This is a genomic window from Nocardiopsis sp. iso_238 (genome assembly GCF_056173325.1).
Genome location: NZ_CM149668.1, coordinates 1619905 through 1640115, shown reverse-complemented (window position 1 = coordinate 1640115; position 20211 = coordinate 1619905). Strand labels below are relative to the sequence as shown.

The window sequence follows — 20211 nt, the reverse complement described above, 5'->3', positions numbered from 1 at the left end:
CGGCAGTCCATGCACCCATACGACACAGGGAGTCACTACAAGTGAGCGACAGCACCAACGTCACCCCTCCCCCCGGGGCCTTCGACGACGTGTTCGGCGCCAACGCCGACTACGCCGCCGACTTCTCTCTCACCGGTCTCAAACCGCTGGCCGCCCGGGGGCTGGCCCTCGTCACGTGCATGGACTCCAGGATCGAGCCGCTGACCATGCTCGGCCTCAAGCCCGGCGACGCGAAGATCCTGCGTAACGCGGGCGCCCGTGTCACCGACGACACCCTGCGTACGCTGGTGCTGGCCGTGTACCTGCTGGGCGTGGACCGCGTGCTGATCCTGCCGCACACCAAGTGCAAGATGGCGTCCGTGGAGAACGACGACGTCGTCCACGACCTCATCCTGAACGACTACGGGGTGGACACGCGCAGCCTGGAGTTCAAGACCGACAACGACCAGCTCGGCGCGCTCCAGCACGACCTTGAGCGCATCCGCCATCACCCGCTGCTGCCCAAGGGCCTGCCGGTGGCCGGTGCGATCTACGACGTGGACAACGGCAGGGTGACCCCGGTCGACCTCTAGTCCCGTGAGCACGCGACCGCCCCCGGCCGTACGGCCGGGGGCGGTCGCGTGTCGTTCCCCGGAAGGTGTCACCGGGGTCCGGCACGGGGATCACTCTGGTGGGTGGTGCGCACCACCGCCCCGGGCCCCGCACCCGCCTCGCCCATCCCCGGGAATGCCGCCCACCCCACGGCGGTTGTGACCCGCGTCGGTGGACACCCTCGAGAGGAGCACCGTGGAAGAGAGCACCTACGACACCTACAACCGAGCCCGCATGTTCATGGAGCTGGGCGACCCCATCTACGCCGCCCAGATCCTCGAACCCGTGGTGGAGAACGAGCCGGGCAGCCGCTCGATGTTGGAGCTGCTGGGTCGCGCCTACTTCCACTCCGCTCAGCTCAACAGGGCCGAGGCGGCCTTCCGCAGCCTGATCGAGCTGGACCCGGTGGACAACTGGGCGCACATCGCCCTGGCGCGCACGCTGGAGAGGCAGAGCCGCCACGAGGAGGCGGCCACCTACCGCCGGATGTACGCGGTGATGTCGGGCGGTTCCCTGGACTGACGGCTGGACCTCTTCGGGCCTCCGCTTCAGTGTTTTCCTTGCATCTCCGCTTCGCTTCGGCCCGGGGTTCGGCGCCTTTGCAGAGGGATTCTTCATCCTCGTCTACGCCTGGCTCGTTCCTCGCTGGCGGCTTGACTCCTCTTGCACCGTGCTGGCTGAAACCCAGACTCTCCGGCGCCGAACCCGAAGCGAAGCGGAGGCCCAAAGGGGTACAGGTACCCTCCTCACCATGGCTCCCATTCCAGACCCTGAACTGCCCTGGGTCGACCGGTGTTCCGACAGCGCCCGCTCGTGGGCGGACGAGGCGGTCCGCAGAGTGATCGCCGACGACACGCGTTCGGCCGACACCCATCTGCACGTGTTCCCCCTGCCCCCGGAGTGGGGCATCGACCTGTACCTGAAGGACGAGTCGGTGCACCCCACCGGCAGCCTCAAGCACAGGTTGGCGCGGTCGCTGTTCCTGTACGGGCTGGCCAACGGGTGGATCACCGAGGGCACCACGATCGTGGAGGCCAGTTCGGGTTCGACGGCGGTGTCGGAGGCCTACTTCGCGCAGTTGGTCGGCCTGGACTTCATCACGGTGGTCCCGAGGAGGACCAGTCCGGAGAAGATCGCGCTCATCGAGCGCTACGGCGGCCGGTGCCACTTCGTGGACAACCCGCCGGACATGTACGGCGAGGCCGAGCGCCTGGCCGCCGAGTCGGGCGGCCACTACATGGACCAGTTCACGTACGCGGAGCGGGCCACGGACTGGCGGGGCAACAACAACATCGCGGAGTCGATCTTCGAGCAGCTCGCCATGGAGCGCCACCCCGATCCGGACTGGATCGTGGTGGGCGCGGGCACGGGCGGCACCTCCGCGACCATCGGCCGCTACCTGCGCTACCGGCGCCTGCACACCCGCCTGGCCGTGGTGGACCCGGAGAACTCGGCGTTCTTCCCCGGCTGGGTGACCGGCGCCGCCGACTACTCGACCGGCATGCCCTCCCGGATCGAGGGCATCGGCCGCCCCCGGATGGAGCCGAGCTTCGTTCCGTCGGTGATCGACCTGATGATGCCGGTGCCCGACGCCGCGAGCATCGCCGCGATGCGCCACCTGAACGACGTCACCGGCCGGTGCGCGGGCGGATCGACCGGCACCAACCTGTGGGGCGTGTGGCACCTGGTCGCCAGGATGCTCCGTGAGGGCCGCAAGGGCAGTGTGGTCACCCTGATCTGCGACGGCGGCGAACGGTACCAGCACAGCTACTACAACGACGCCTGGGTGTCGGAACGGGGCCTGGACCCCGGTCCGTACCGGGCGGCGATCGACCGTTTCCTCTCCGACGGCGTCTGGGAGCCTCCGAAGGCCCCCTGAGCGGGAACGCGAAGGGGCCCGCACCGGCCGGTGCGGGCCCCTTCGCGTGCGCGGGACGGTCAGGCGTCGATGCGCTCCAGGTCCAGCTCCTGGGCGCCCTCCTGGATGAACTTGCGGCGCGGCGCCACCTCGTTGCCCATGAGCAGGTTGAACACGGACGCGGCCTCCTCCGCCTGCTCCACCCGGATGCGGCGCAGGGTCCGGTAGCGGGGGTCCATGGTGGTCTCGGCCAGCTGGTCGGCGTCCATCTCACCCAGGCCCTTGTACCGCTGCACCGGCTCCTTCCAGGAGATCTTGCGCTTCTCCAGGTCCAGCAGGGTGCGCTGGAGCTCGGCGTCCGAGTAGGTGTAGACGTACCGGTCCTCGGGCTTGGCCCCGCGCTTGCGCCGCACGTTGGTCAGCTCGATGCGGTGCAGCGGCGGCACGGCCGCGAACACGCGCCCGGCCTCCAGCATCGGCCGCATGTACCGGTAGATGAGGGTGAGCAGCAGGCACCGGATGTGCGCGCCGTCCACGTCCGCGTCGGCCATGAGGATGACCCGGCCGTAGCGGGCCGCGTCGAGGTCGAAGGTACGACCCGACCCGGCCCCGATGACCTGGAGGATCGCCGCGCACTCGGCGTTCTTGAGCATGTCCGCGACCGAGGACTTCTGCACGTTGAGGATCTTGCCCCGGATGGGCAGCAGCGCCTGGAACTCGGAGTCGCGGGCGAGCTTGGCGGTACCCAGCGCGGAGTCACCCTCGACGATGAACAGCTCGCTGTGCTCCAGCCCTTCGCTGCGGCAGTCCACCAGCTTCGCGGGGAGCGCGGAGCTCTCCAGGGCGTTCTTGCGGCGCTGGGTCTCGCGCTGCTGACGGGCGGCCAGCCGGGCCTTGGCGGCGCCGACGACCTTCTCCATGACCGTGCGGGCCCTGGCCTTCTCCGCCTTCTTGGTGGAGGTGAGGAACTCGCGCAGCTCCTTGCCGACCACCTGGGAGACGATCCGGGAGGCCGCCGAGGTACCGAGGATCTCCTTGGTCTGCCCCTCGAACTGCGGCTCGGGCAGGCGCACCGTGACGACGGCGGTCAGGCCCTCCTGGGTGTCGTCCTTGGTGACCGGGTCGTCGCTGTTCCTGAGGAGCTTGGTGGCGCGCAGCTGGTCGTTGATCACCCGGACCAGGGCGCGCTCGAAGCCGTTGATGTGGGTCCCGCCCTTGGGCGTGGAGATCACGTTGACGAAGGAACGCACGGTGGTGTCGTAGCCGGTGCCCCAGCGCAGGGCGACGTCCACGTCCAGGCGGCGCTCGACGTCGGCGGGCACCATGTGGCCGGACTCGTCCAGGACCGGGACGGTCTCGGTGAAGTTGCCGGAGCCCTGGATGCGCAGGACGTCGCTGACCGGGTCGTCGGGGGCCAGGAAGGTGCAGAACTCGCTGATCCCGCCGTCGAAGCGGAACTCCTCGGTGTAGGGGGCCTCCCCCTCGGCGCGTTCGTCGCGCACCGCGATGGTCAGCCCGGGGACGAGGAAGGCGGTCTGGCGGGCCCGGTCGAGCAGGTTCTCCCGGGTGATCTCGGCGTCCTTGAGGAAGATCTGCATGTCCGGCCAGAACCGGATGCGGGTGCCGGTGATCTTCTTGGCGACCTTGCGGACCTGCTCCAGGCCGGACACCGGGGTGAACTCGGCGTCGGGGCCGGCACCGGCGAACCGTCCGGCGATGCCCCGGCGGAAGCTCAGGGCGTGGGTGTGGCCCTGGCGGTCGATCTCCACGTCCACACGGGCCGAGAGGGCGTTCACGACGGAGGCGCCGACACCGTGCAGGCCGCCGGAGGCGGTGTAGGAGCCCGAGCCGAACTTGCCGCCGGCGTGGAGCTTGGTCATGACCAGTTCCACACCGGAGAGCCCGGACTTGGGCTCGTCGTCCACGGGGATTCCGCGCCCGTCGTCGCTGACCGCGACGGAGCCGTCGCTGTGCAGCGTCACGTCGATGCGCCCGCAGAAGCCGCCCAGCGCCTCGTCGACGGAGTTGTCGATGATCTCCCACATGCAGTGGGTCAGGCCCCGGCTGTCGGTGGACCCGATGTACATGCCCGGACGCTTGCGCACCGCTTCGAGGCCCTCCAGGACCGACAGGTGCCGAGCGGAGTAATCCTCGGGATCGTGGACGGCTGCGGTCAAGGCGGTCACTCGGACATCTCCTGCGTCTTGAGGGCCATCGTGGCTGTGCGGTGCGTGCCCTTTGTACCGCGCCGCACCGACTGTTGAGGGGGCCAGGCTACGGCGAGCCGGGGACTTTGCCGTGGCACGGCCGTGTGTGGGCGGGGTCGTGTCCCCCGGGTGCGGGTCTCCGGCGTCGACGCCGGGTCCGCCGTGACGGGCTCCACGCACCCGTGTGCGGGTCGGAGCGGACCGACATGGGGGTCGGACGGGCCTGCCCGCGCGAGACTACCACCTCTGGTGGATGCGACCTGGATACTCCCGTTTTCCGGGGATAGCCGGGCCTTCCCCAGGGGTACAACAACTACGAGGATGCGTGTCCGACGAATTTGCCCCATTGGGCACCAGACGGACACGAACCGGGCGGATTCCGCTGTCGGCGTACACGGGACCCGGTTGGGAACGTCTGGGTCGGGTTAGATGTTGTCAGAGGTGACTAACGCCGAGTATTGAGGATGGCGAAGTGACTGGAACCCTTGCCCCCACTCAGCCGCTGACGGCTGCTGACCGCTGCGACCGCTGTGGTGCACAGGCGTACGTCCGGGTGCTGCTGAACTCCGGCGGCGAACTCCTGTTCTGCGCGCACCACATGCGCAAGCACGACGACTCGCTCCGCAAGATCGCCTCGGACATCCAGGACGAGACGGACAAGCTCACCAAGAGCGAAAAGAACGCGGAAGAGCGTTAGCCACGACGACCACGAAACGTCGACGGCGGTCCCCGGATTCCGGGGGCCGCCGTCCTCGTTCCGGGGTGTGCCCGGGACGGTGCTCCGGCGGGGCCGGAGCGGTGCCTCAGTCGCTCAGGACCCGGTTGTGGTAACCGGAGACCTCCTCGAACCCCGCACCCCGGTACAGGCGCAGCGCGGCCTCGTTCCCGGCCACCACGCACAGGTAGGCCCGACGGGCGCCCCCGTCGTGGGCCCAGGCGAGGAGGTCGCCGAGGATCGCCCCCGCCACACCGCGCCCGCGGGCGGCGCGGGCGGTGACCATCGAGCAGATCGCCACCGACTCCCCGTCCAGCACCGCGCAGCCCCGGCCGTCCCCGTCCTCGTGGACCCCGTAGCCCGTGGTCACCTGCCCGAGGATGCGCACCACACCCTCGGCCCACTCCGGTGACACACCCGTCTCCGCGAAGAGCTCCGTCCAGCGCGGCGTCGGGGCGTCCGAGACCCGGGTCCGCCCGGGGGCATCGGGACGCCCGGAGAGCTCCCTGGCCAGTACCAGCGTGGGCTCCACCCGCTCGTAGCCGTGCTCCGCCAGACGGGCGTCCACCGCCTCCTCCCCCGGCCACACCTGCACGCAGGGGCGCAGCCCGTGCTCGCGGTAGAACCGGGTGACCTCCGCGACATCGGCCCCGGGGTCCTCCACCAGGGCGCAGTTGGCCCGCTTGGTGAACCCCTCCGCGAGGCCGAACCGCCAGCCCGCGCGCGACTCGGTCCGGAAGGCGGGCCAGTCCCTGGACACCCGTTCCGCCCACGTGTGCATGTTCGCCCCTCACTGTCCCCGGTGTCGGAAGCGGCACATCCTATCCGGCCGTACACGCCCTACCATGGGCACGGTCCCACCTCACCCCTGACCTGGAGAGTCCATGTTCATCCTGCTCCCGCCCTCCGAGGGCAAGGCCACCTCCGGCGAGGGCCCCGCGCTGGACCCGGGTGCGCTCACCCTGCCGGAGCTGACCGAGAGCCGGGAGCGGGTCGTGACCGCGCTGACCGAACTCTGCTCGGGCCCCGAGGACGCCGCGCGCGAGGTCCTGGGCCTGTCGGTCTCCCAGACCGACGCCCTCAAGCGCAACCTGGACCTGACCACGGCGCCCACCCTGCGCGCCGCCGACCTGTACACGGGCGTGCTCTACGACCGCCTCGGGCTTCCCGGCCTGCTCACCGAGCACGGGGACCGGGTCCGGGACCGGGTCCTGGTGTTCTCCGGGCTGTGGGGCGTGGTGGGCCCCGCCGACCGGCTGCCGCCCTACCGCCTGTCCATGGGGGTCAGGCTGCCGCCGCTGGGTGCCCTCGGGACGTACTGGCGCGGGGCCATGACCGGCCCGCTCGGCGAGCTCACGCGGGACCGTCTGCTGGTGGACTGCCGGTCGTCGGCCTACGCGACGGCGTTCCGGCCGACCGGCGCCGCCGCCGAGCGGACCGTCGCGGTGCGGGTGCTGCGCGAGCGCGAGGTCGGGGGCGTGACCAAGCGGTCCGTGGTCAGCCACATGGCCAAGGCCACCCGGGGTGACATCGCCCGCGTACTGGTCAGTGAGGACGTCCGGGCGGAGAGCCCGGAGGAGCTGGTCGCGGCGCTGCGCGACCTCGGGCACACCGTGGAACTGCCGCCCGCCGCGAAGCCGGGCACGGCGCGCACGATGGACGTCGTCGTCCGCGACTGATCCGCGCCCCGGATCCACCGCAGGTCAAACAGGACGAACAGCGCGGATAACTGGACCAGACCACCTTTATGCCGCACCTACAGCACGTGGGGCAGCATGGTGCGCATCGGATGGAGATCGGACTCCGTGCGGGGACAGTGAGTGCCTGATGGCATGCGAGGGACACGCGGGCGTCGCCACACCCGTGAGCATGACAGGGGGCACGAACACCAGGCGCGCCCTCCCGATTCATCTCGGGAGGGCGCGCCTGTTCTGCTTCTCAGCCTGAAGCGTGGGTCTGCTCCTGGACCGGCTGACTAGTCCAGGTAGTCGCGGAGCACCTGGGAGCGCGACGGGTGACGGAGCTTCGACATCGTCTTGCTCTCGATCTGCCGGATGCGCTCACGGGTGACCCCGTAGACCTTGCCGATCTCGTCTAAAGTCTTCGGCTGACCGTCGGTGAGCCCGAAGCGCATGGAGACCACGCCGGCCTCGCGCTCGGACAGGGTGTCGAGCACCGAGTGCAGCTGCTCCTGGAGCAGGGTGAAGCTGACCGCCTCGCCCGGCTGGATCGCCTCGGAGTCCTCGATGAGGTCACCGAACTCGCTGTCGCCGTCCTCGCCCAGCGGGGTGTGCAGGGAGATCGGCTCGCGGCCGTACTTCTGCACCTCGACGACCTTCTCCGGGGTCATGTCGAGTTCCTTGGCCAGCTCCTCCGGGGTGGGCTCGCGGCCCAGGTCCTGGAGCATCTGGCGCTGGACGCGGGCCAGCTTGTTGATGACCTCGACCATGTGCACCGGGATACGGATGGTGCGGGCCTGGTCGGCCATCGCGCGGGTGATCGCCTGGCGGATCCACCACGTGGCGTACGTGGAGAACTTGAAGCCCTTGGTGTAGTCGAACTTCTCGACGGCGCGGATCAGGCCGAGGTTGCCCTCCTGGATCAGGTCCAGGAACAGCATGCCGCGACCGGTGTAGCGCTTGGCCAGGGAGACGACCAGACGGAGGTTGGCCTCCAGCAGGTGCTTCTTGGCGCGGCCGCCGTCCTCGGAGATCCACTCCAGCTCGTCGCGGAGCTCGAAGGTGAGGACGTCGTTCTCCTCGGAGAGCTTCTCCTCCGCGAACAGCCCGGCCTCGATGCGCTTGGCGAGCTCGACCTCCTGCTCCGCGTTGAGGAGCGGGACCTTGCCGATCTGCTTCAGGTAGTCCTTGACCGGGTCCGCGGTGGCACCGGCCGCGACCACCTGGGCGGCGGGGGCGTCGTCGTCATCGTCGTACAGGACGAAGGAGTCGTCGTCCTTGCTCGGCTTGACGGGAGCGCCGACGGTCTCGGGCTTGGCCGGCTTGGTCTCCTTCTCGGGCTCGGCCGTGTCCTCGACCAGCTCCAGCTCGGCGCCGGTGTGCTCGAGGTCGTCGTCCAGGCCCTCCTCGGCGAAGTCACCGGAGTCGGAGGCCAGTTCGAGGTCCTTCTTCGTGGACTTCTTGGTCGCCGTCGCCTTCTTGGCCGGGGCCTTGGCGGCGGGCTTCTTCGCGGCCGTGGTCTTCTTGGGGGTGGCCGCCTTCTTCGCGGTCGCCGCCTTCTTGGCCGGGGCCTTCTTCGCGGAGGAGCCCTCGGAGGAGTCGACGACGGCGGTGACCGTCTCCGGCTGGTCCTGGGCGGCCGCCGCACGGGCGGGCTTGGCGGCCCGGCTCGTGGTGGTGGTCGAGCGGGTTGTGGTGGTGCTGGACCGAGGAGCCGCCGGCTTGCGCCGTGTGGTCTTGCGCCGCGAGGAGGCCGACTCGGGGACGAGTACGGTCACGCCCTCCTTGGCGAGGCTGCGGAGCACGGACTGCGCCTGCGACATCGGGATTTCGGCCTCTTCGAAGGCACGGCGCACGTCCTCGGGCTCAAGAAAGCCCTGGGACCGCCCACGCTCGATCAGCTGCTGAATGACGGGCTCTTGCAGTGACTCGGACTGCTTCGAGCGAGTCGAACTGGCAGATGACACAAACACCTCTCGAACGGACGTGTGGCGAGAATTGATCGGACCCGGTGGTCCGGATTGGCCGGGACCGGGCACTGCACCCTCTCCCACCTGCGGCCTGGGATCGTCCCCACTGGGCGGGGAAGCCGTGGTCACCTCCGCTTCGCGGGGCGCGGCGGCTTCTTCACTGTAGGCAAAGCAATGGACTTGTTCGTACGGTCTACCGCTCCGACACGGAATCGATCACCGGAAGCTGAACGGCGAGCAGAGTGACATCATCGTCCTGCTCATACCCATCGAGCATGCTCTCAACAAGGTACTCCAGCATCTGCTGTGGATCGCCCACCACCTCGGGACGGGCCCTCGACGCGACCCTGACGAGCTCGTCCAGACCGGCGTCGACGGAACGTCTGCGGTTCTCAACCAGTCCATCGGAGTAGAGGGCGACAGTGTTACCGGGTTGCACGAAGAATTTGTGATGCCCCCTCGGAGAGCTGACGCCGAGCGGTGTGTCGGGCTCGGTGTCGAGCAGTGAGGGCCCGGCGTTCCCGGCGACCACGAGCGGCGGGAGGTGTCCCGCGTTGCTGAGGTCGAGCTGTCCGGTGACCGGGTCCAGGACGAAGTAGACCAGGGTTGTCACCTGATCCATTCCCTCTGTGGCCGTGAACATGCGGTCGAGACCGGTCAACACGTCGGCCGGTTCGGGCATGGAGAAGGCCAGGGCACGCAAAGCGTTACGAATCCGGCTCATTCCCGCGGCGGCCTGGATCCCCTTGCCCATGACGTCACCGAGGACCCCGGCGACGCGTCCGTCGGAGAGCGGGAAGGCGTCGTACCAGTCGCCGCCCACCTGCACGTGCTGCGAGCCCGACCGGTAGTAGGCGGCCAGGCGCACACCGGGCACCTCGGGGAGCTCCTCGGGCAGGAGGCTGCGCTGGAGCTCCTCGGCGGTGCCGTGCTCGCGTTCGTAGACGATGGCCCGGCCGATGGCCAGGGCGCACTGCCCCGCGAGCGCCTCCAGGAAGACGCGCTCCTCGTCGGTGACGTCCCTCTGGGCCCTGAACGAGAAGCGCAGGGCGCCGATGGGGCGTCCGGCGGCCATCATGGGCAGCGCCACCCAGGCGCGCTCCCTGGTGCGTTCCAGCAGGTCCTCGACCTCGGGGGCGTGCTCCATCATCTCGCGCAGGTCGGCGGGGCCGGCGGCCAGGCGGGGAGCCCGCGCGGCCACGGCTCGGGCCGCGACGTCCGGGTAGTCCAGGGCGAAGCCGCGTTCGGGCAGGCCCACGCAGCCGTCGGCGGAGAGTATCCGCAGGCGCAGCCGGTCGCGGTCGAACAGGGCGACGGAGGTGTGGTCGGCGCCCACTCCGGAGCGGCCGATCTCGGACATGGCCTGGACGACCTCGTCGGCGGTGAGCGCCTCGGCCAGGTCGGAGGTGGCCTTCTGGAGGCGGGCGGTACGCATGGCCGCCTCGCTGAGCTGCTGGTTGAGGCGCTGACGGAGTTCGTCGGCCTCGCGCTCGTTGGTGATGTCCACCAGGGTGCCGACCCACTCGGCGGTCTCGGCACCGTCCATGACCGGGTTGGCCCTCGCCCGGTAGTGGACGTGGCCTCCCGCGCGGGTGCGCACGCGGAACATGGTGTCGAAGGGGGTGACGTCGAGGACGGCGTCGTCCCAGGCGCGTTCGACGCCGGGGCGGTCGTCGGGGTGCACGGCGTCCAGCCAGCCCCGGCCGAGGTAGGCGTCCAGGTCCTGGCCGGTGATGGCCCGCCACTGGGGGCAGTCCTCACGGACCTCGCCGCCGGACCCGGCCGACCAGACGATCTGGTTGCCCGCCTGGAGCAGGGCGCGCAGGCGCTGTTCCTCGCGGTGGGCGGCCCCGTCCTCGTGGTCGTGGGCGGCGATGAGGGCGATGTGCCGGGCACCGTCGGCCGGGTCGTTGACCGGGAACCAGGTGAGGTCCCAGGTCTGGCCGGAGGCGGTCCGGTGGCGTCCGCGCACGGAGCGCCCGGTGTCGCGGACCTTGGCCAGGGAGGCGCGGTGGGCGGTGGCCCCGGCGGGGTCACCGGCCTGTTCCACGGCCTCGTCGGGGGTGCGTCCCAGGCAGCGGTCGGGGGTGCTGCCGAGGACGGAGGCCATGCGGGTGTTGATCGAGACGAAGACGTCGTCGGGGCCCAGGAGCGCGAAGCCGATGGGGGCGTCGGTGAGGAGGGACTTCACCGCGTCCGGTAGTTCCGCCGCGCTGATTCTGGGAGGGGGAATGGACGTCTCGGCGCTCAACTGCTCGACACCTCCGGAACCGTCGGATTCCCCAGCCGGGTTTCGATGGGGGGTTTAGCTGGACCGCGTGGTCCCCTGTGCACCGTGCCCGCCACCCGCTCGCGGTGGCACTCTGGCGCGGGGTGCGCGGCGCCGATTCCGGTCGGGGGGCTCCGCGGCTCCCAGGAGTCACGCTCCATGACTCCTCTCGGCCGCTGTCACGGCTCAAGCATAAGACACACCCGCTGACGCGCAACGGCCGCCGGTGAGGGGGAGCCGCCGTGGACACGGAAGGTAAATGTTAGGCCACGGTGTCACCCCGGCACAGCCGACCGGGGGTCCTGCGGGCGTGTTTTCCCATAATTCACGATGGATGGTGAGGAGTCGCGGTTTGCGGAGAACCCAGCGAAACGGGAACGTTATATGTCCGAATAGTCCATTTATCCGCTATGACCTGCGGCGACGGAGGCCGCAGGGTAAACGGCAGCTCCCCCAGGTTTTATCAACAGCGTGCCGCGACGGGGGTTGACTGTCCGCTCAGAACAAGTGGAATAGGTGGAGGTCACCGTCCAGGCCACCATCAGCTAGGGGTTGAGCGAGAATGCTCCAGACCTTCCCGGTCCAGGATCTCAGACAGATCTCGGCACGGCTTCACGACGAGTTCAGCGGGCTGTCGCCCCGCTGCGTGGAGCGCTGTGTCAGCGACACCTGGCACTGCGCCGAACACCTGGGCATCACGGTCACACCGCACCTCGTCGAGCGGGTCGCCCGTGAGCACCTGGAGGCCATGGTGAACTCGGTGCCGCCCTCCACGGTCCGCAAGACCGTCCGCCGCCCGGGAACCACCCTGCTCACCGGCCACCGCGCGGTACCCGAACCGCGCTGACGCCGGTGGCACGACAGCCGGGCACGAACCCCATGGGAACCGCGCCCGGCTGTCGCGCCGCCCGCACACGGGAGCCCGCCGCGGGCCGTACGGTGCCGCGGCCCGCCACGTCCCCGCGACCGGCCCCTCCCGGACCGGTTGTCCACAAGCGGGAGCGGACCCGCTTCCCGCTGGCATACGCTTCAGTTCGTGCCATCCCCTTCACCCTCACCCACAGGCCCCGACGTCCCCGCCGCCGCCTTCGAGGAGATGCTGCGCGCGGCCAGAGCCCTGCTCGCCATGCGGCACCCGCTCGACGCGGAGCTCGCCTTCAGCGCGCTCCTGGGCTCCTGGTGGGGTGAACGGCTGCCCGGGGTGGACGTGGAGCGGCTGCTCGGCGAGGGGCTGATCACGCACGCCACCGCCTCCGGCAAACCGGCCGGGCTGGGCGTGCTGGCCGCGATCACCGCGCTGGGCACCTCGCCCTCCCAGCGGGAACTGGCCGAGCAGGGGATGATCGCCCTGCGCGAGCGCGGGCTCCAGGCACCGGCCTGGGCCGCCCAGCTGGGCGCGGTCTCCCCCGTGGCCGCCTACGTCAACGGCGACCGGTTCGGTGACACCGACGACGTCGTGTGCGTGTTCAGCCGGGACGCGCCCGACAGTGACGGCGCGATGCCGCCCGAGCACGCGCTCATCCTGGTCCTGGACCACAACAGCGGCGGGCTGCTCCGGGACGCCTGGGTCACCACCAAGGTGGAGCTGCTGCTGGAGCAGTGCCGCGAGCGGGCCGAGAACGACGACCTGGCCCGGTTCGAGCGGTTGGAGCTGAGCGAGGCGCGGTCCCTGCTCTCCCGAGCGCTGGAGCGCACGGAACGGGTGGTCACGGGTGCGGTGGCGGACCCCTCGACCGGACCGACCGTGGAACCGGTCGGGATCTCCGCCGCCGACCTCACCGGTGGGTCGTTGGCCTCGCACTTCGCGTTAGCCGTGTCCCGGGTGCAGCGGCTCCCCCTGCCTCCCGAGGGGGTCGCGGCCTCGCCGGTCCCCGTCTGGCGGCGCGACCGGCGCGCGGTGCTGGCCGCGCGCTTCCTCGCCTCGGACCAGGCGGCGGAGCTGTCGGACTCCTACGCGGCGAGCCGGTGCGCGGACCACATCATCGCGCACGGCTGTGACGTGGACTCGGGCCGACCGCTGCGCGTGAGCCCCCGCAAGGTGGAGTCGTTCCTGCTCCACTGGCTGCCCGGCCGGGTGGTGCTGCTGCCCGAGGAGCAGGAGGCCATGCCGCACGTCCTCGCCGCCTGGGTGCGCTGGGCCGGTGCCCGCTCCCAGCTCCCGGAGGTCGCCGTGGGCGCCACGCTGGACGCGGTGTGGGAGACCATCTCGGCCTTCGCCGCGACCTACCGGGACCCGGCCCGGCCCCTGGGACTGCGCCAGGAGGCGGTCCGGCGGCTGCTCCCCGACGGCGACTTCGCGTCCCTGGCCCGACGGATGTTCGCGTTCCCCCTGTTGGCCAGCGAGATCGTCACCGGCGCCCCGGAGGAGTTCGCCCCGGACACCTCCAGGGGCCGCAGGGCCCTGCTGAGACTGGACCACTACGGCGAGTACGAGGCCGCCACCCCGCACAGCGGGCGCCACCACTCCACCGGGCAGGACCGCTGGTACCGCCCGGTCACCGGCCTGGACCCCAAGCGGGAACGCGAGCTGGACCGGCACGAACGCCTGGCCAAGAGACTCTGGGACGGCCGTCCCGCCAACCTGTGGGCGGCGGCCCGCCGCATGCTCGACCGGGGCCAGGACCGCGCGACGGTGCTGGCCACCCTCACGGAGGAGCTGTTCAGCGCCACCAGTGAGAGCGACCTCCGCCGGAGACTCGACGCGCTGTAGGGCGACCGGCCCACCGGGGTGTCCACGCACCCGGGGCCGGGGCTGGTGAGGTCCCTGGCCCGGCGCCACACCACTCGAAGCGGCGGTGTCGAAACGTCCGCCCGGGAGGCCCACGGCGACCTGCCTCACGTGCCTGCTCGGCGGCCCCAGGCGAGCCCCGGTGTCGCCGACCCGCTGGAGAGTGACCGGTGGAACCTGGTCGGGGCGGGCACCTGCCATCGGCCCGTGTTCTCTCGGCCGGAAACCGACACGCGTCCTCCTCCACGAACCTCCCCCGCTTCTGGCCCGTCCCAACCACTGCCGTTGGGACAATGGCCTCCCCCCGATGAACTGGAGAGCGAGCAGAGTGGACCCCCTGGACCCCAGTGACCCGAAACGGATCGGCCGGTACCGACTCACCCACCGCCTGGGCGAAGGTGGGATGGGCCGTGTGTACCTGGGCCGAACGGTCTCCGGCAGGAAGGTGGTCGTCAAGACCATCCGGGCCGAACACGTCCGCAACCCGGAGTTCCGTGCCCGTTTCACCCGCGAGGTCGAGATGGCCCGTCGCGTGGGCGGCTTCCACACCGCGCAGGTGGTGGAGGCCGACACCGCGGCGGCGGAACCCTGGATCACCAGCGACTACATTCAGGGGCCTTCGCTGGCAAGGCTGATCACCTCCTACGGGCCACTCGACGTGAGCTCGTTGAAGGTCCTGGCCGCAGGGTTGGCCGAAGGCCTTCAGGCGATCCACGCCGACAAGCTGACCCACCGTGACCTCAAGCCCGCCAACATCCTGGTGGCACAGGACGGGCCGAGGATCATCGACTTCGGCATCGCCCGTCCTGACGAGGACACCCGGATCACCCACACCGGAGCGATCCTGGGGACCCCCTCCTACATGGCGCCGGAGCAGGTGAAGGCGAAGGACCCCCAGGTGAGCCCAGCTGTCGACATCTTCGCTCTGGGCACGGTTCTGTGCTTCGCCGCCACTGGTTCCAACCCCTTCCAAGGCGACACCGCCCTGGCGAGCGTCGGACTCCTGCTCACCAAACGCCCTGAGGTGCCGGAGAGCGTGCCCGAACCCCTGCGCACCATCATCACCCAGTGCTGGCAACGCGATCCTGGGAAGCGAATCACTGCCGAAAGGCTTCTGTCCCTGCTCGATCGTGCCGAACCAGACCACACCTGGCCGCCGCGGAGGAGCAGCACAGGCATGAGTGTTCCTCATCCCGCCTCCAAGGTGTGGTCATTGCCCCTGGGGCCTGAAGGACTGAGGGAATGGTCAACTTCCCAGTTGCTCGCGCGTGCGGAGGAACTGGGCGACGAGACTGAGGTACTGCTTGAGCAGAGTCGTGCGGAGGCGGCCACGAAGGTGGCGGCTGAGGAGGTGGCACTTCGGCGTGCACTCACCACGCGGCACCCCGCGATCCACACTCCGGGTCTCGCGCAAGCACTGGGAAGGCAGGCCGGAGCTCTCTCGCAGTCGGGCCGGACGAAGGAAGCCATCGATGTCAGGGCGAAGGCCGTCAGGCTCCTTCGAGCTCTGCCCGGCTTCGACCCTGACGTCCACGCACCCGAGCTCGTCAAGCTCCTGGACGACTACTCCATCGACCTGTACGCGGCAGACCAGCGCGAGGAATCCGTGGAGGTGCTGGCTCAGGCCACAGAGCTGCTCCGCACCCTGGTCCGCCGACATCCCATCATCTACATGCCCAAACTGGCCGGGTTCCTGCACGGTCTCTCCGATGAGCTGGACGAGCTCGGCCGACATGAGGAAGCCGTGAACGCCGTCGCCGAAGCGGTCTCCCTTCGCAGGGAGCTGACACTCAACGATCCAAAGCGCCATGTGGACGGCTTCGTATCCGTTGTCAGGCAGGAGGCCATCCTGCAGGAACGACACAACCTGGGGCGGACTGTCAGACGAGCATCCGGGTCCTGAGGGCCTCCAGGGTCCCCTCGGAGAGCTTCAGGCCGTCGGCCACGTAGGCGTCGAAGGAGCCGTACACCTCGTCGACGTGGGCGAAGGCGGTGTCCAGGTAGGAGGCGCGGACACGGGTCATGGGCTCCACGTCCTCCCACGGGAGCTGGCTGTCCTTGGACAGCTGGCGCATCCAGTGGTCGGTGTTGGCCTGGCGTTCGTTGCTGACCAGGAAGTCCTCGGTGACCGCCGTGCGGTCGACCCCCAGGAGGGTGAGCAGCAGCGCCGCGCCCCAGCCGGTGCGGTCCTTGCCCGCGCTGCAGTGGAAGACGAGGGCCGTCGGCCCCTTGGCGGCGCGTTCGACCAGGTCGCGGTAGCCGTCCAGGGCCTCGGTGTCGAAGACGAGGGCGCGGTAGACCTCCAGCATGAACCGCTCCGCCGCTCCGTCACCGAACATGGCCCTGGCCCGGTCGGGGTCCGCGAGGAGGTCGACGAAGTTGGCGCCCGCGGCCTCCGCGTTCTGGACGCCCACGGCGGCGTACTCGGCGCCCTCCGGGACGACGTCGGGCAGGCGGTCGCGCTCGTGGTGGGTGCGCAGGTCGATCAGCTGGCGGATGCCGAACCCCTGGTACACGGGGAGGTCGTGGTCCGCGATGGTGTGCAGGGCGTCGGAACGGTAGAGGAGACCGCCGCGCACGGTACGGCCTTCCCTCGTGCGGTGGCCGCCGAGGTCACGGAAGTTGGGGGCACTGGAGAGGAGGAAACCGTCATTCGTCACGACGCAGACGATACCCACCGCCCCGGTGCCCCGTCACCCCGCGATTCCGATCGGGCGGGCGCTCAGCCCTCGGTCCCGCGCATGGCCTCGATCTCCGCGCCCGCCTCCTTGACGTCCTTCGCGGTGTCCACACCGCGCCAGAAACCGTCGATCCGGTAGGCCGTCAGCTTCCCCTCCTTGGCCAGGTCGGGGAAGGTCGAGGACTCGTGGTCACCCCTGGTCGGCAGCAGCGGCGTCAGGCCCGGCTCGAACAGGTAGACGCCCGCGTTGATCCACACCGGCAGCAGCGGGCTCTGGGTGAAACCCTCGATCCGGTCGTCGCCGTCGACGTCGACGATGCCCCACGTGGTGCGGAACTGGGCCAGGGCCAGGGTCCCGAGGCCGCCCCTGGCACGGTGGCGCCGGGTGAGTTCGTCCAGCGGGAACCAGGTGAGCACGTCGCCGTTGAGGGCGAAGTACGGGGCCCCGGGGTCGCGGAGCCCGGTCGCGGCGTAGCGCAGGGCGCCGCCCCGGCCCAGCGGCTCGTCCTCGACCAGCAGGGTGATCTCGGGGCCGTCCGGCCGGTTCTCCAGGTGCTCGCGCAGGACCTCGGCCTTGTAGCCGCACGAGACGACGACCTGCTCGACTCCGTGCGAGGCCAGCCACTCCAGCTGGTAGTCGATGATGGGCCGTCCGGCCACCTCCACCATCGCCTTGGGGCGGGTGTCGGTGTAGGGCCGCAGCCGGGTGGCCTGTCCTCCAGCGAGGATCAGCGCCTGCCTGACGGGGGACTCGGAGGATGTGGGTGCAGCGGTCATGTACTGGACAGTAGCAGGGCGGGGTCCGGGATTCCCTAGCTCTGCTGGGTCGCGTCGGAGTAGGCCCTGCGTACGTCCTCGCTGGTGACCACGGTCAGCTCGGCGGCGGTGGCCGACTCCCCCACCTCCTGGGAGACCCGCAGGTCACGGTGGGAGCAGGCCCGTTCGTAGAGGGACCGCGCGAAGCGTCCGTTGCCCAGTTCGTCGATCCACCCGGTCTCGCAGACGTGGGTGAAGATGCTGTGCAGGTCCTCGCGGGCCGTGTCGTCGAAGGCGTCCCCGGTGCGCGCGGCCACCGTGTCCGCGATCTCGGACAGCTCGTCCGGGCTGTAGGACGGGAACCGGACCCGCACGTTGAACCGGGAGGACAGCCCGGCGTTGGAGGCCAGGAACCGGTCCATCTCGTCCGTGTAGCCCGCCAACACCACCGCCAGCCGGTCGCGGTCGTCCTCGGCCCGCTTGAGCAGGGTCTGGATGGCCTCGGCACCGAAGGCGTCGCCGCCGCTGTACCCCGGGTTGACCAGGGAGTAGGCCTCGTCGATGAACAGCACCCCGCCCAGGGCGCGGTCCACCAGGCGGTTGGTCTTGACCGCGGTCGCGCCCAGGTGCTCACCGACGAGGTCGGCGCGCTGGGCCTCCACCACCTCGGAGCGGCCCAGCATGCCCAGGGCGGAGAAGACCCGGCCGAGCACGCGCGCGACCGTGGTCTTGCCGGTGCCGGGCGGGCCGGTGAAGACGAAGTGCCGCATGGGCGGCTGGTGGGGCAGTCCCTGCTCCTCGCGCAGGCGGGCCACGCGCAGCTGGGCGACCAGAGAGCGCACCTGCTCCTTGACCGGTTCCAGGCCGATCATCCCGTCGAGTTCGGCCATCGCCTCCTCCAGGCCGGGGGACTCCCCGAACCCCGGAAGACGCGAGGTCAGCTCGGAGTAGGCGGACTCGACGTCCGCCGCGTGCACGGTGACCAGGGCGTCGGCGGTGGGGCGGGGGGCGGGTTCGTCGCCGCTGGCCCCGGAGGTGACGACACGGACGTCCCGGGCCTGGGAGGCCTTCTCCACCATGGAGCGGGCGAAGCGGCCGTTGCCGAGCTCGTCGACGGCCTCGCGCTGCACGGTCTGGTCGAACCGCCGCCGCAGCGTGCGGGCGGCGTCGGGGTCGAGGAGGTCGCCGCGCTGGGCCACGAGGGTCTCCGCGATGCGGAACAGTTCGGCGGAGGAGTAGCTGGGGAAGCTGATGCGGGTGGAGAACCTGGACGCCAGGCCGGGGTTGGTGGCCAGGAAGGCGTCCATCTCCTTCTCGTACCCGGCCAGGATGACGACCAGCTGGTCGCGGTCGTCCTCGGCCCGCTTGAGCAGCGTCTGGACGGCCTCGTTGCCGAACCGGTCGGCCTGGCCGTCGCCCTCGTTGACCAGGGAGTAGGCCTCGTCGACGAACAGCACCCCGCCCAGGGCGCTGTCGATGAGCTCGTTGGTCTTGATGGCGGTGGCACCGAGGTACTCGCCCACGAGGTCGGCGCGCTGGGCCTCGACCACCCGGGAGGTGGGCAGGAGGCCGAAGGAGTGGAAGATCGTGGCGAGGGTGCGGGCGACGCTGGTCTTGCCGGTGCCGGGCGGCCCGGAGAAGACCAGGTGGCGCAGGGGGCGTTCCACGGACAGTCCGGCGTCGGCGCGCAGCCGGGCGGCCTCGATGGAGGCGGCGATCCCCCGGACCTGCTGTTTCACGGGGTCGAGGCCGATCATGCCCTCCAGCTCGGCCAGCGCCACGTCCACGGGGACGGGCTCCTCCTCCCCGTCGGCGGCGGCCGCGCCACGGCGCGGGGCGTCGGAGCCCCGGCCGCGCAGGCCCTGGGCGCCCGCCTGGCCGTCGGGACCGCCGGGGGTGCCGTTCCGGCCCGGCTTCCCGGAGGTGTTCCCCCGGGGTGCCTGGGTGTCCCGTGGCCCCGGCCCGGATCTGGAGGTGCTGTTCCTCCGCTTCTCGTCGTTCTCCCGGCTCTCCTTGGCCACCTGTCCGGAGGCGACCAGCCGCCAGAGCAGGCAGGCTCCCGCGGCGACGTAGAGGGCGGCGATCCCCGCTCCGGCGGGGAAGGGTTCGACGATCATGCCGAACAGGGCCACGGAGAACCCGGCGACCAGCCCGGCGGTGAGCGAGAGCAGGGCGGTGTGCCAGGCGGGGAACTCCCGGGCGCGACCCGCCGCGAGGACCACCAGGAGGGGCAGCGGCAGGACCAGCAGGGTGACGGGCTCGCCGGTGAGGGGGATCTGGAACAGCGGCATGGCGATGGCCAGCCAGACCACCGAGACCACGACGGTGAGGAGGGCGTCGAGGGAGCGCATCAGGGCCGAGAACGCCACCAGCGCCAGCAGCGTGCCGAGCAGGACGTTGAGCACGGGCAGGCTCAGGACGAAGGCCACGACGGCGGCCACCGTGAGCACGACCAGGGCCGCCACCAGGCGGCGCCCGAGCGGAACCCGGTGGTAGGCGGCGCGTAGGCGGTCCAGTCCCGAGGCGCGGTCCGGCTGCGCGGCGGCGGTGGAGAGCGTCTCGCGCGTCATCCGTAGCCCCTTCCTGCGTGGGGGTCGCGTGGTCGGCCCGGGGTGGGCCGGGGTCGGAGGGGGCCGACACCCGCGATCCGGCCGTGGGCCAGGTCGTCTTCCTCTGGGCCCGTGCTCGGCGGGCACGGTCCAGGAACAGCCTTGCCCCAAGTGGGGCCGGATGTCCAGTGCGGGGCGGCGTGTCGCGG

15 protein-coding genes are annotated in these 20211 nt (G+C 70.6%); 8 read left to right on the top strand and 7 right to left on the bottom strand.

The genetic code is table 11. The features are described from left to right. The first annotated feature begins 41 nt into the window (after window positions 1-41). The 3 genes from AC0VYL_RS07325 (at window position 42) to cds1 (ending at window position 2470) form a co-directional block, all read left to right on the top strand. Window positions 42-572, top strand: a complete 531-nt coding sequence (locus tag AC0VYL_RS07325) for a beta-class carbonic anhydrase (protein ID WP_475460594.1) — start codon at window positions 42-44, stop codon at window positions 570-572. 214 nt (window positions 573-786) lie between these two features. Further along, a complete protein-coding gene (locus AC0VYL_RS07320) occupies window positions 787-1113 on the top strand; it encodes a tetratricopeptide repeat protein (protein WP_475460592.1) in 327 nt (108 codons plus the stop codon). 229 nt (window positions 1114-1342) lie between these two features. Beyond that, window positions 1343-2470: an L-cysteine desulfhydrase Cds1 gene (cds1, locus tag AC0VYL_RS07315; protein ID WP_475460590.1), complete on the top strand. Its 1128-nt coding sequence runs from the start codon at window positions 1343-1345 to the stop codon at window positions 2468-2470. 59 nt (window positions 2471-2529) lie between these two features. Here the strand turns inward: cds1 and AC0VYL_RS07310 are convergent, their stop codons facing one another. Beyond that, window positions 2530-4635, bottom strand: a complete 2106-nt coding sequence (locus AC0VYL_RS07310; RefSeq protein ID WP_475482670.1) for a DNA gyrase/topoisomerase IV subunit B — start codon at window positions 4633-4635, stop codon at window positions 2530-2532. A gap of 493 nt (window positions 4636-5128) precedes the next feature. Between AC0VYL_RS07310 and AC0VYL_RS07305 the strand changes: the two genes are divergently transcribed. Then, window positions 5129-5353 (top strand): DUF7455 domain-containing protein, encoded by a 225-nt coding sequence (locus tag AC0VYL_RS07305; protein WP_475460586.1) that lies wholly within the window; start codon window positions 5129-5131, stop codon window positions 5351-5353. Between the two features lie 106 nt (window positions 5354-5459). On the opposite strand, the gene AC0VYL_RS07300 is transcribed toward AC0VYL_RS07305, so the two are convergent. After that, a complete protein-coding gene (locus tag AC0VYL_RS07300; RefSeq protein WP_475460584.1) occupies window positions 5460-6152 on the bottom strand; it encodes a GNAT family N-acetyltransferase in 693 nt (230 codons plus the stop codon). A 103-nt stretch (window positions 6153-6255) separates the two neighbouring features. On the opposite strand from AC0VYL_RS07300, the gene yaaA reads away from it, so the two are divergent. After that, window positions 6256-7050 carry a peroxide stress protein YaaA gene (gene yaaA / locus AC0VYL_RS07295; RefSeq protein ID WP_475482669.1) on the top strand — a complete coding sequence of 265 codons (795 nt, stop codon included), beginning with the start codon at window positions 6256-6258 and terminating at the stop codon, window positions 7048-7050. 296 nt (window positions 7051-7346) lie between these two features. Here yaaA and AC0VYL_RS07290 read toward each other — a convergent pair whose 3' ends face one another. Next, entirely contained in the window at window positions 7347-9017 is a 1671-nt protein-coding gene (locus tag AC0VYL_RS07290) for an RNA polymerase sigma factor (RefSeq protein WP_475460580.1), read from the bottom strand. A gap of 196 nt (window positions 9018-9213) precedes the next feature. Next, window positions 9214-11271 (bottom strand): SpoIIE family protein phosphatase, encoded by a 2058-nt coding sequence (locus AC0VYL_RS07285; RefSeq protein WP_475482668.1) that lies wholly within the window; start codon window positions 11269-11271, stop codon window positions 9214-9216. 580 nt (window positions 11272-11851) lie between these two features. On the opposite strand from AC0VYL_RS07285, the gene AC0VYL_RS07280 reads away from it, so the two are divergent. From AC0VYL_RS07280 to AC0VYL_RS07270, 3 genes are all read left to right on the top strand, one after another. Continuing rightward, window positions 11852-12136 carry a three-helix bundle dimerization domain-containing protein gene (locus AC0VYL_RS07280; protein ID WP_475460576.1) on the top strand — a complete coding sequence of 95 codons (285 nt, stop codon included), beginning with the start codon at window positions 11852-11854 and terminating at the stop codon, window positions 12134-12136. Window positions 12137-12385: 249 nt separating this feature from the next. Beyond that, window positions 12386-13999, top strand: a complete 1614-nt coding sequence (locus AC0VYL_RS07275; protein ID WP_475462968.1) for a hypothetical protein — start codon at window positions 12386-12388, stop codon at window positions 13997-13999. Between the two features lie 346 nt (window positions 14000-14345). Next, the gene (locus AC0VYL_RS07270; RefSeq protein ID WP_475482667.1) at window positions 14346-15920 is read left to right on the top strand and encodes a serine/threonine-protein kinase; all 1575 of its coding nucleotides are present in this window, start codon (window positions 14346-14348) and stop codon (window positions 15918-15920) included. Here the strand turns inward: AC0VYL_RS07270 and AC0VYL_RS07265 are convergent. Genes AC0VYL_RS07265 through AC0VYL_RS07255 form a run of 3 tightly spaced genes read right to left on the bottom strand, consistent with a single transcriptional unit; the run spans window position 15898 to window position 20023 of the window. Then, window positions 15898-16695 (bottom strand): tyrosine-protein phosphatase, encoded by a 798-nt coding sequence (locus AC0VYL_RS07265; protein WP_475482666.1) that lies wholly within the window; start codon window positions 16693-16695, stop codon window positions 15898-15900. The two genes, AC0VYL_RS07270 and AC0VYL_RS07265, sit on opposite strands and share 23 nt — an antisense overlap. 44 nt (window positions 16696-16739) lie before the next feature. Then, complete coding sequence (locus tag AC0VYL_RS07260) at window positions 16740-17474, bottom strand: nucleotidyltransferase family protein (protein ID WP_475482665.1); 735 nt, start codon at window positions 17472-17474, stop codon at window positions 16740-16742. Window positions 17475-17509: 35 nt separating this feature from the next. Then, a complete protein-coding gene (locus tag AC0VYL_RS07255) occupies window positions 17510-20023 on the bottom strand; it encodes an AAA family ATPase (RefSeq protein ID WP_475482664.1) in 2514 nt (837 codons plus the stop codon). Window positions 20024-20211: the final 188 nt, after the last annotated feature.

What these genes read in the sequence shown, in the direction of transcription:
- cds1 (WP_475460590.1), top strand. Translation starts at nt 1,343, where the DNA reads ATGGCTCCCATTCCAGACCCTGAACTGCCCTGGGTCGACCGGTGTTCC.
- AC0VYL_RS07300 (WP_475460584.1), bottom strand. Translation starts at nt 6,152, where the DNA reads ATGCACACGTGGGCGGAACGGGTGTCCAGGGACTGGCCCGCCTTCCGG.
- yaaA (WP_475482669.1), top strand. Translation starts at nt 6,256, where the DNA reads ATGTTCATCCTGCTCCCGCCCTCCGAGGGCAAGGCCACCTCCGGCGAG.
- AC0VYL_RS07280 (WP_475460576.1), top strand. Translation starts at nt 11,852, where the DNA reads ATGCTCCAGACCTTCCCGGTCCAGGATCTCAGACAGATCTCGGCACGG.
- AC0VYL_RS07275 (WP_475462968.1), top strand. Translation starts at nt 12,386, where the DNA reads ATGCTGCGCGCGGCCAGAGCCCTGCTCGCCATGCGGCACCCGCTCGAC.
- AC0VYL_RS07260 (WP_475482665.1), bottom strand. Translation starts at nt 17,474, where the DNA reads ATGACCGCTGCACCCACATCCTCCGAGTCCCCCGTCAGGCAGGCGCTG.
- AC0VYL_RS07255 (WP_475482664.1), bottom strand. Translation starts at nt 20,023, where the DNA reads ATGACGCGCGAGACGCTCTCCACCGCCGCCGCGCAGCCGGACCGCGCC.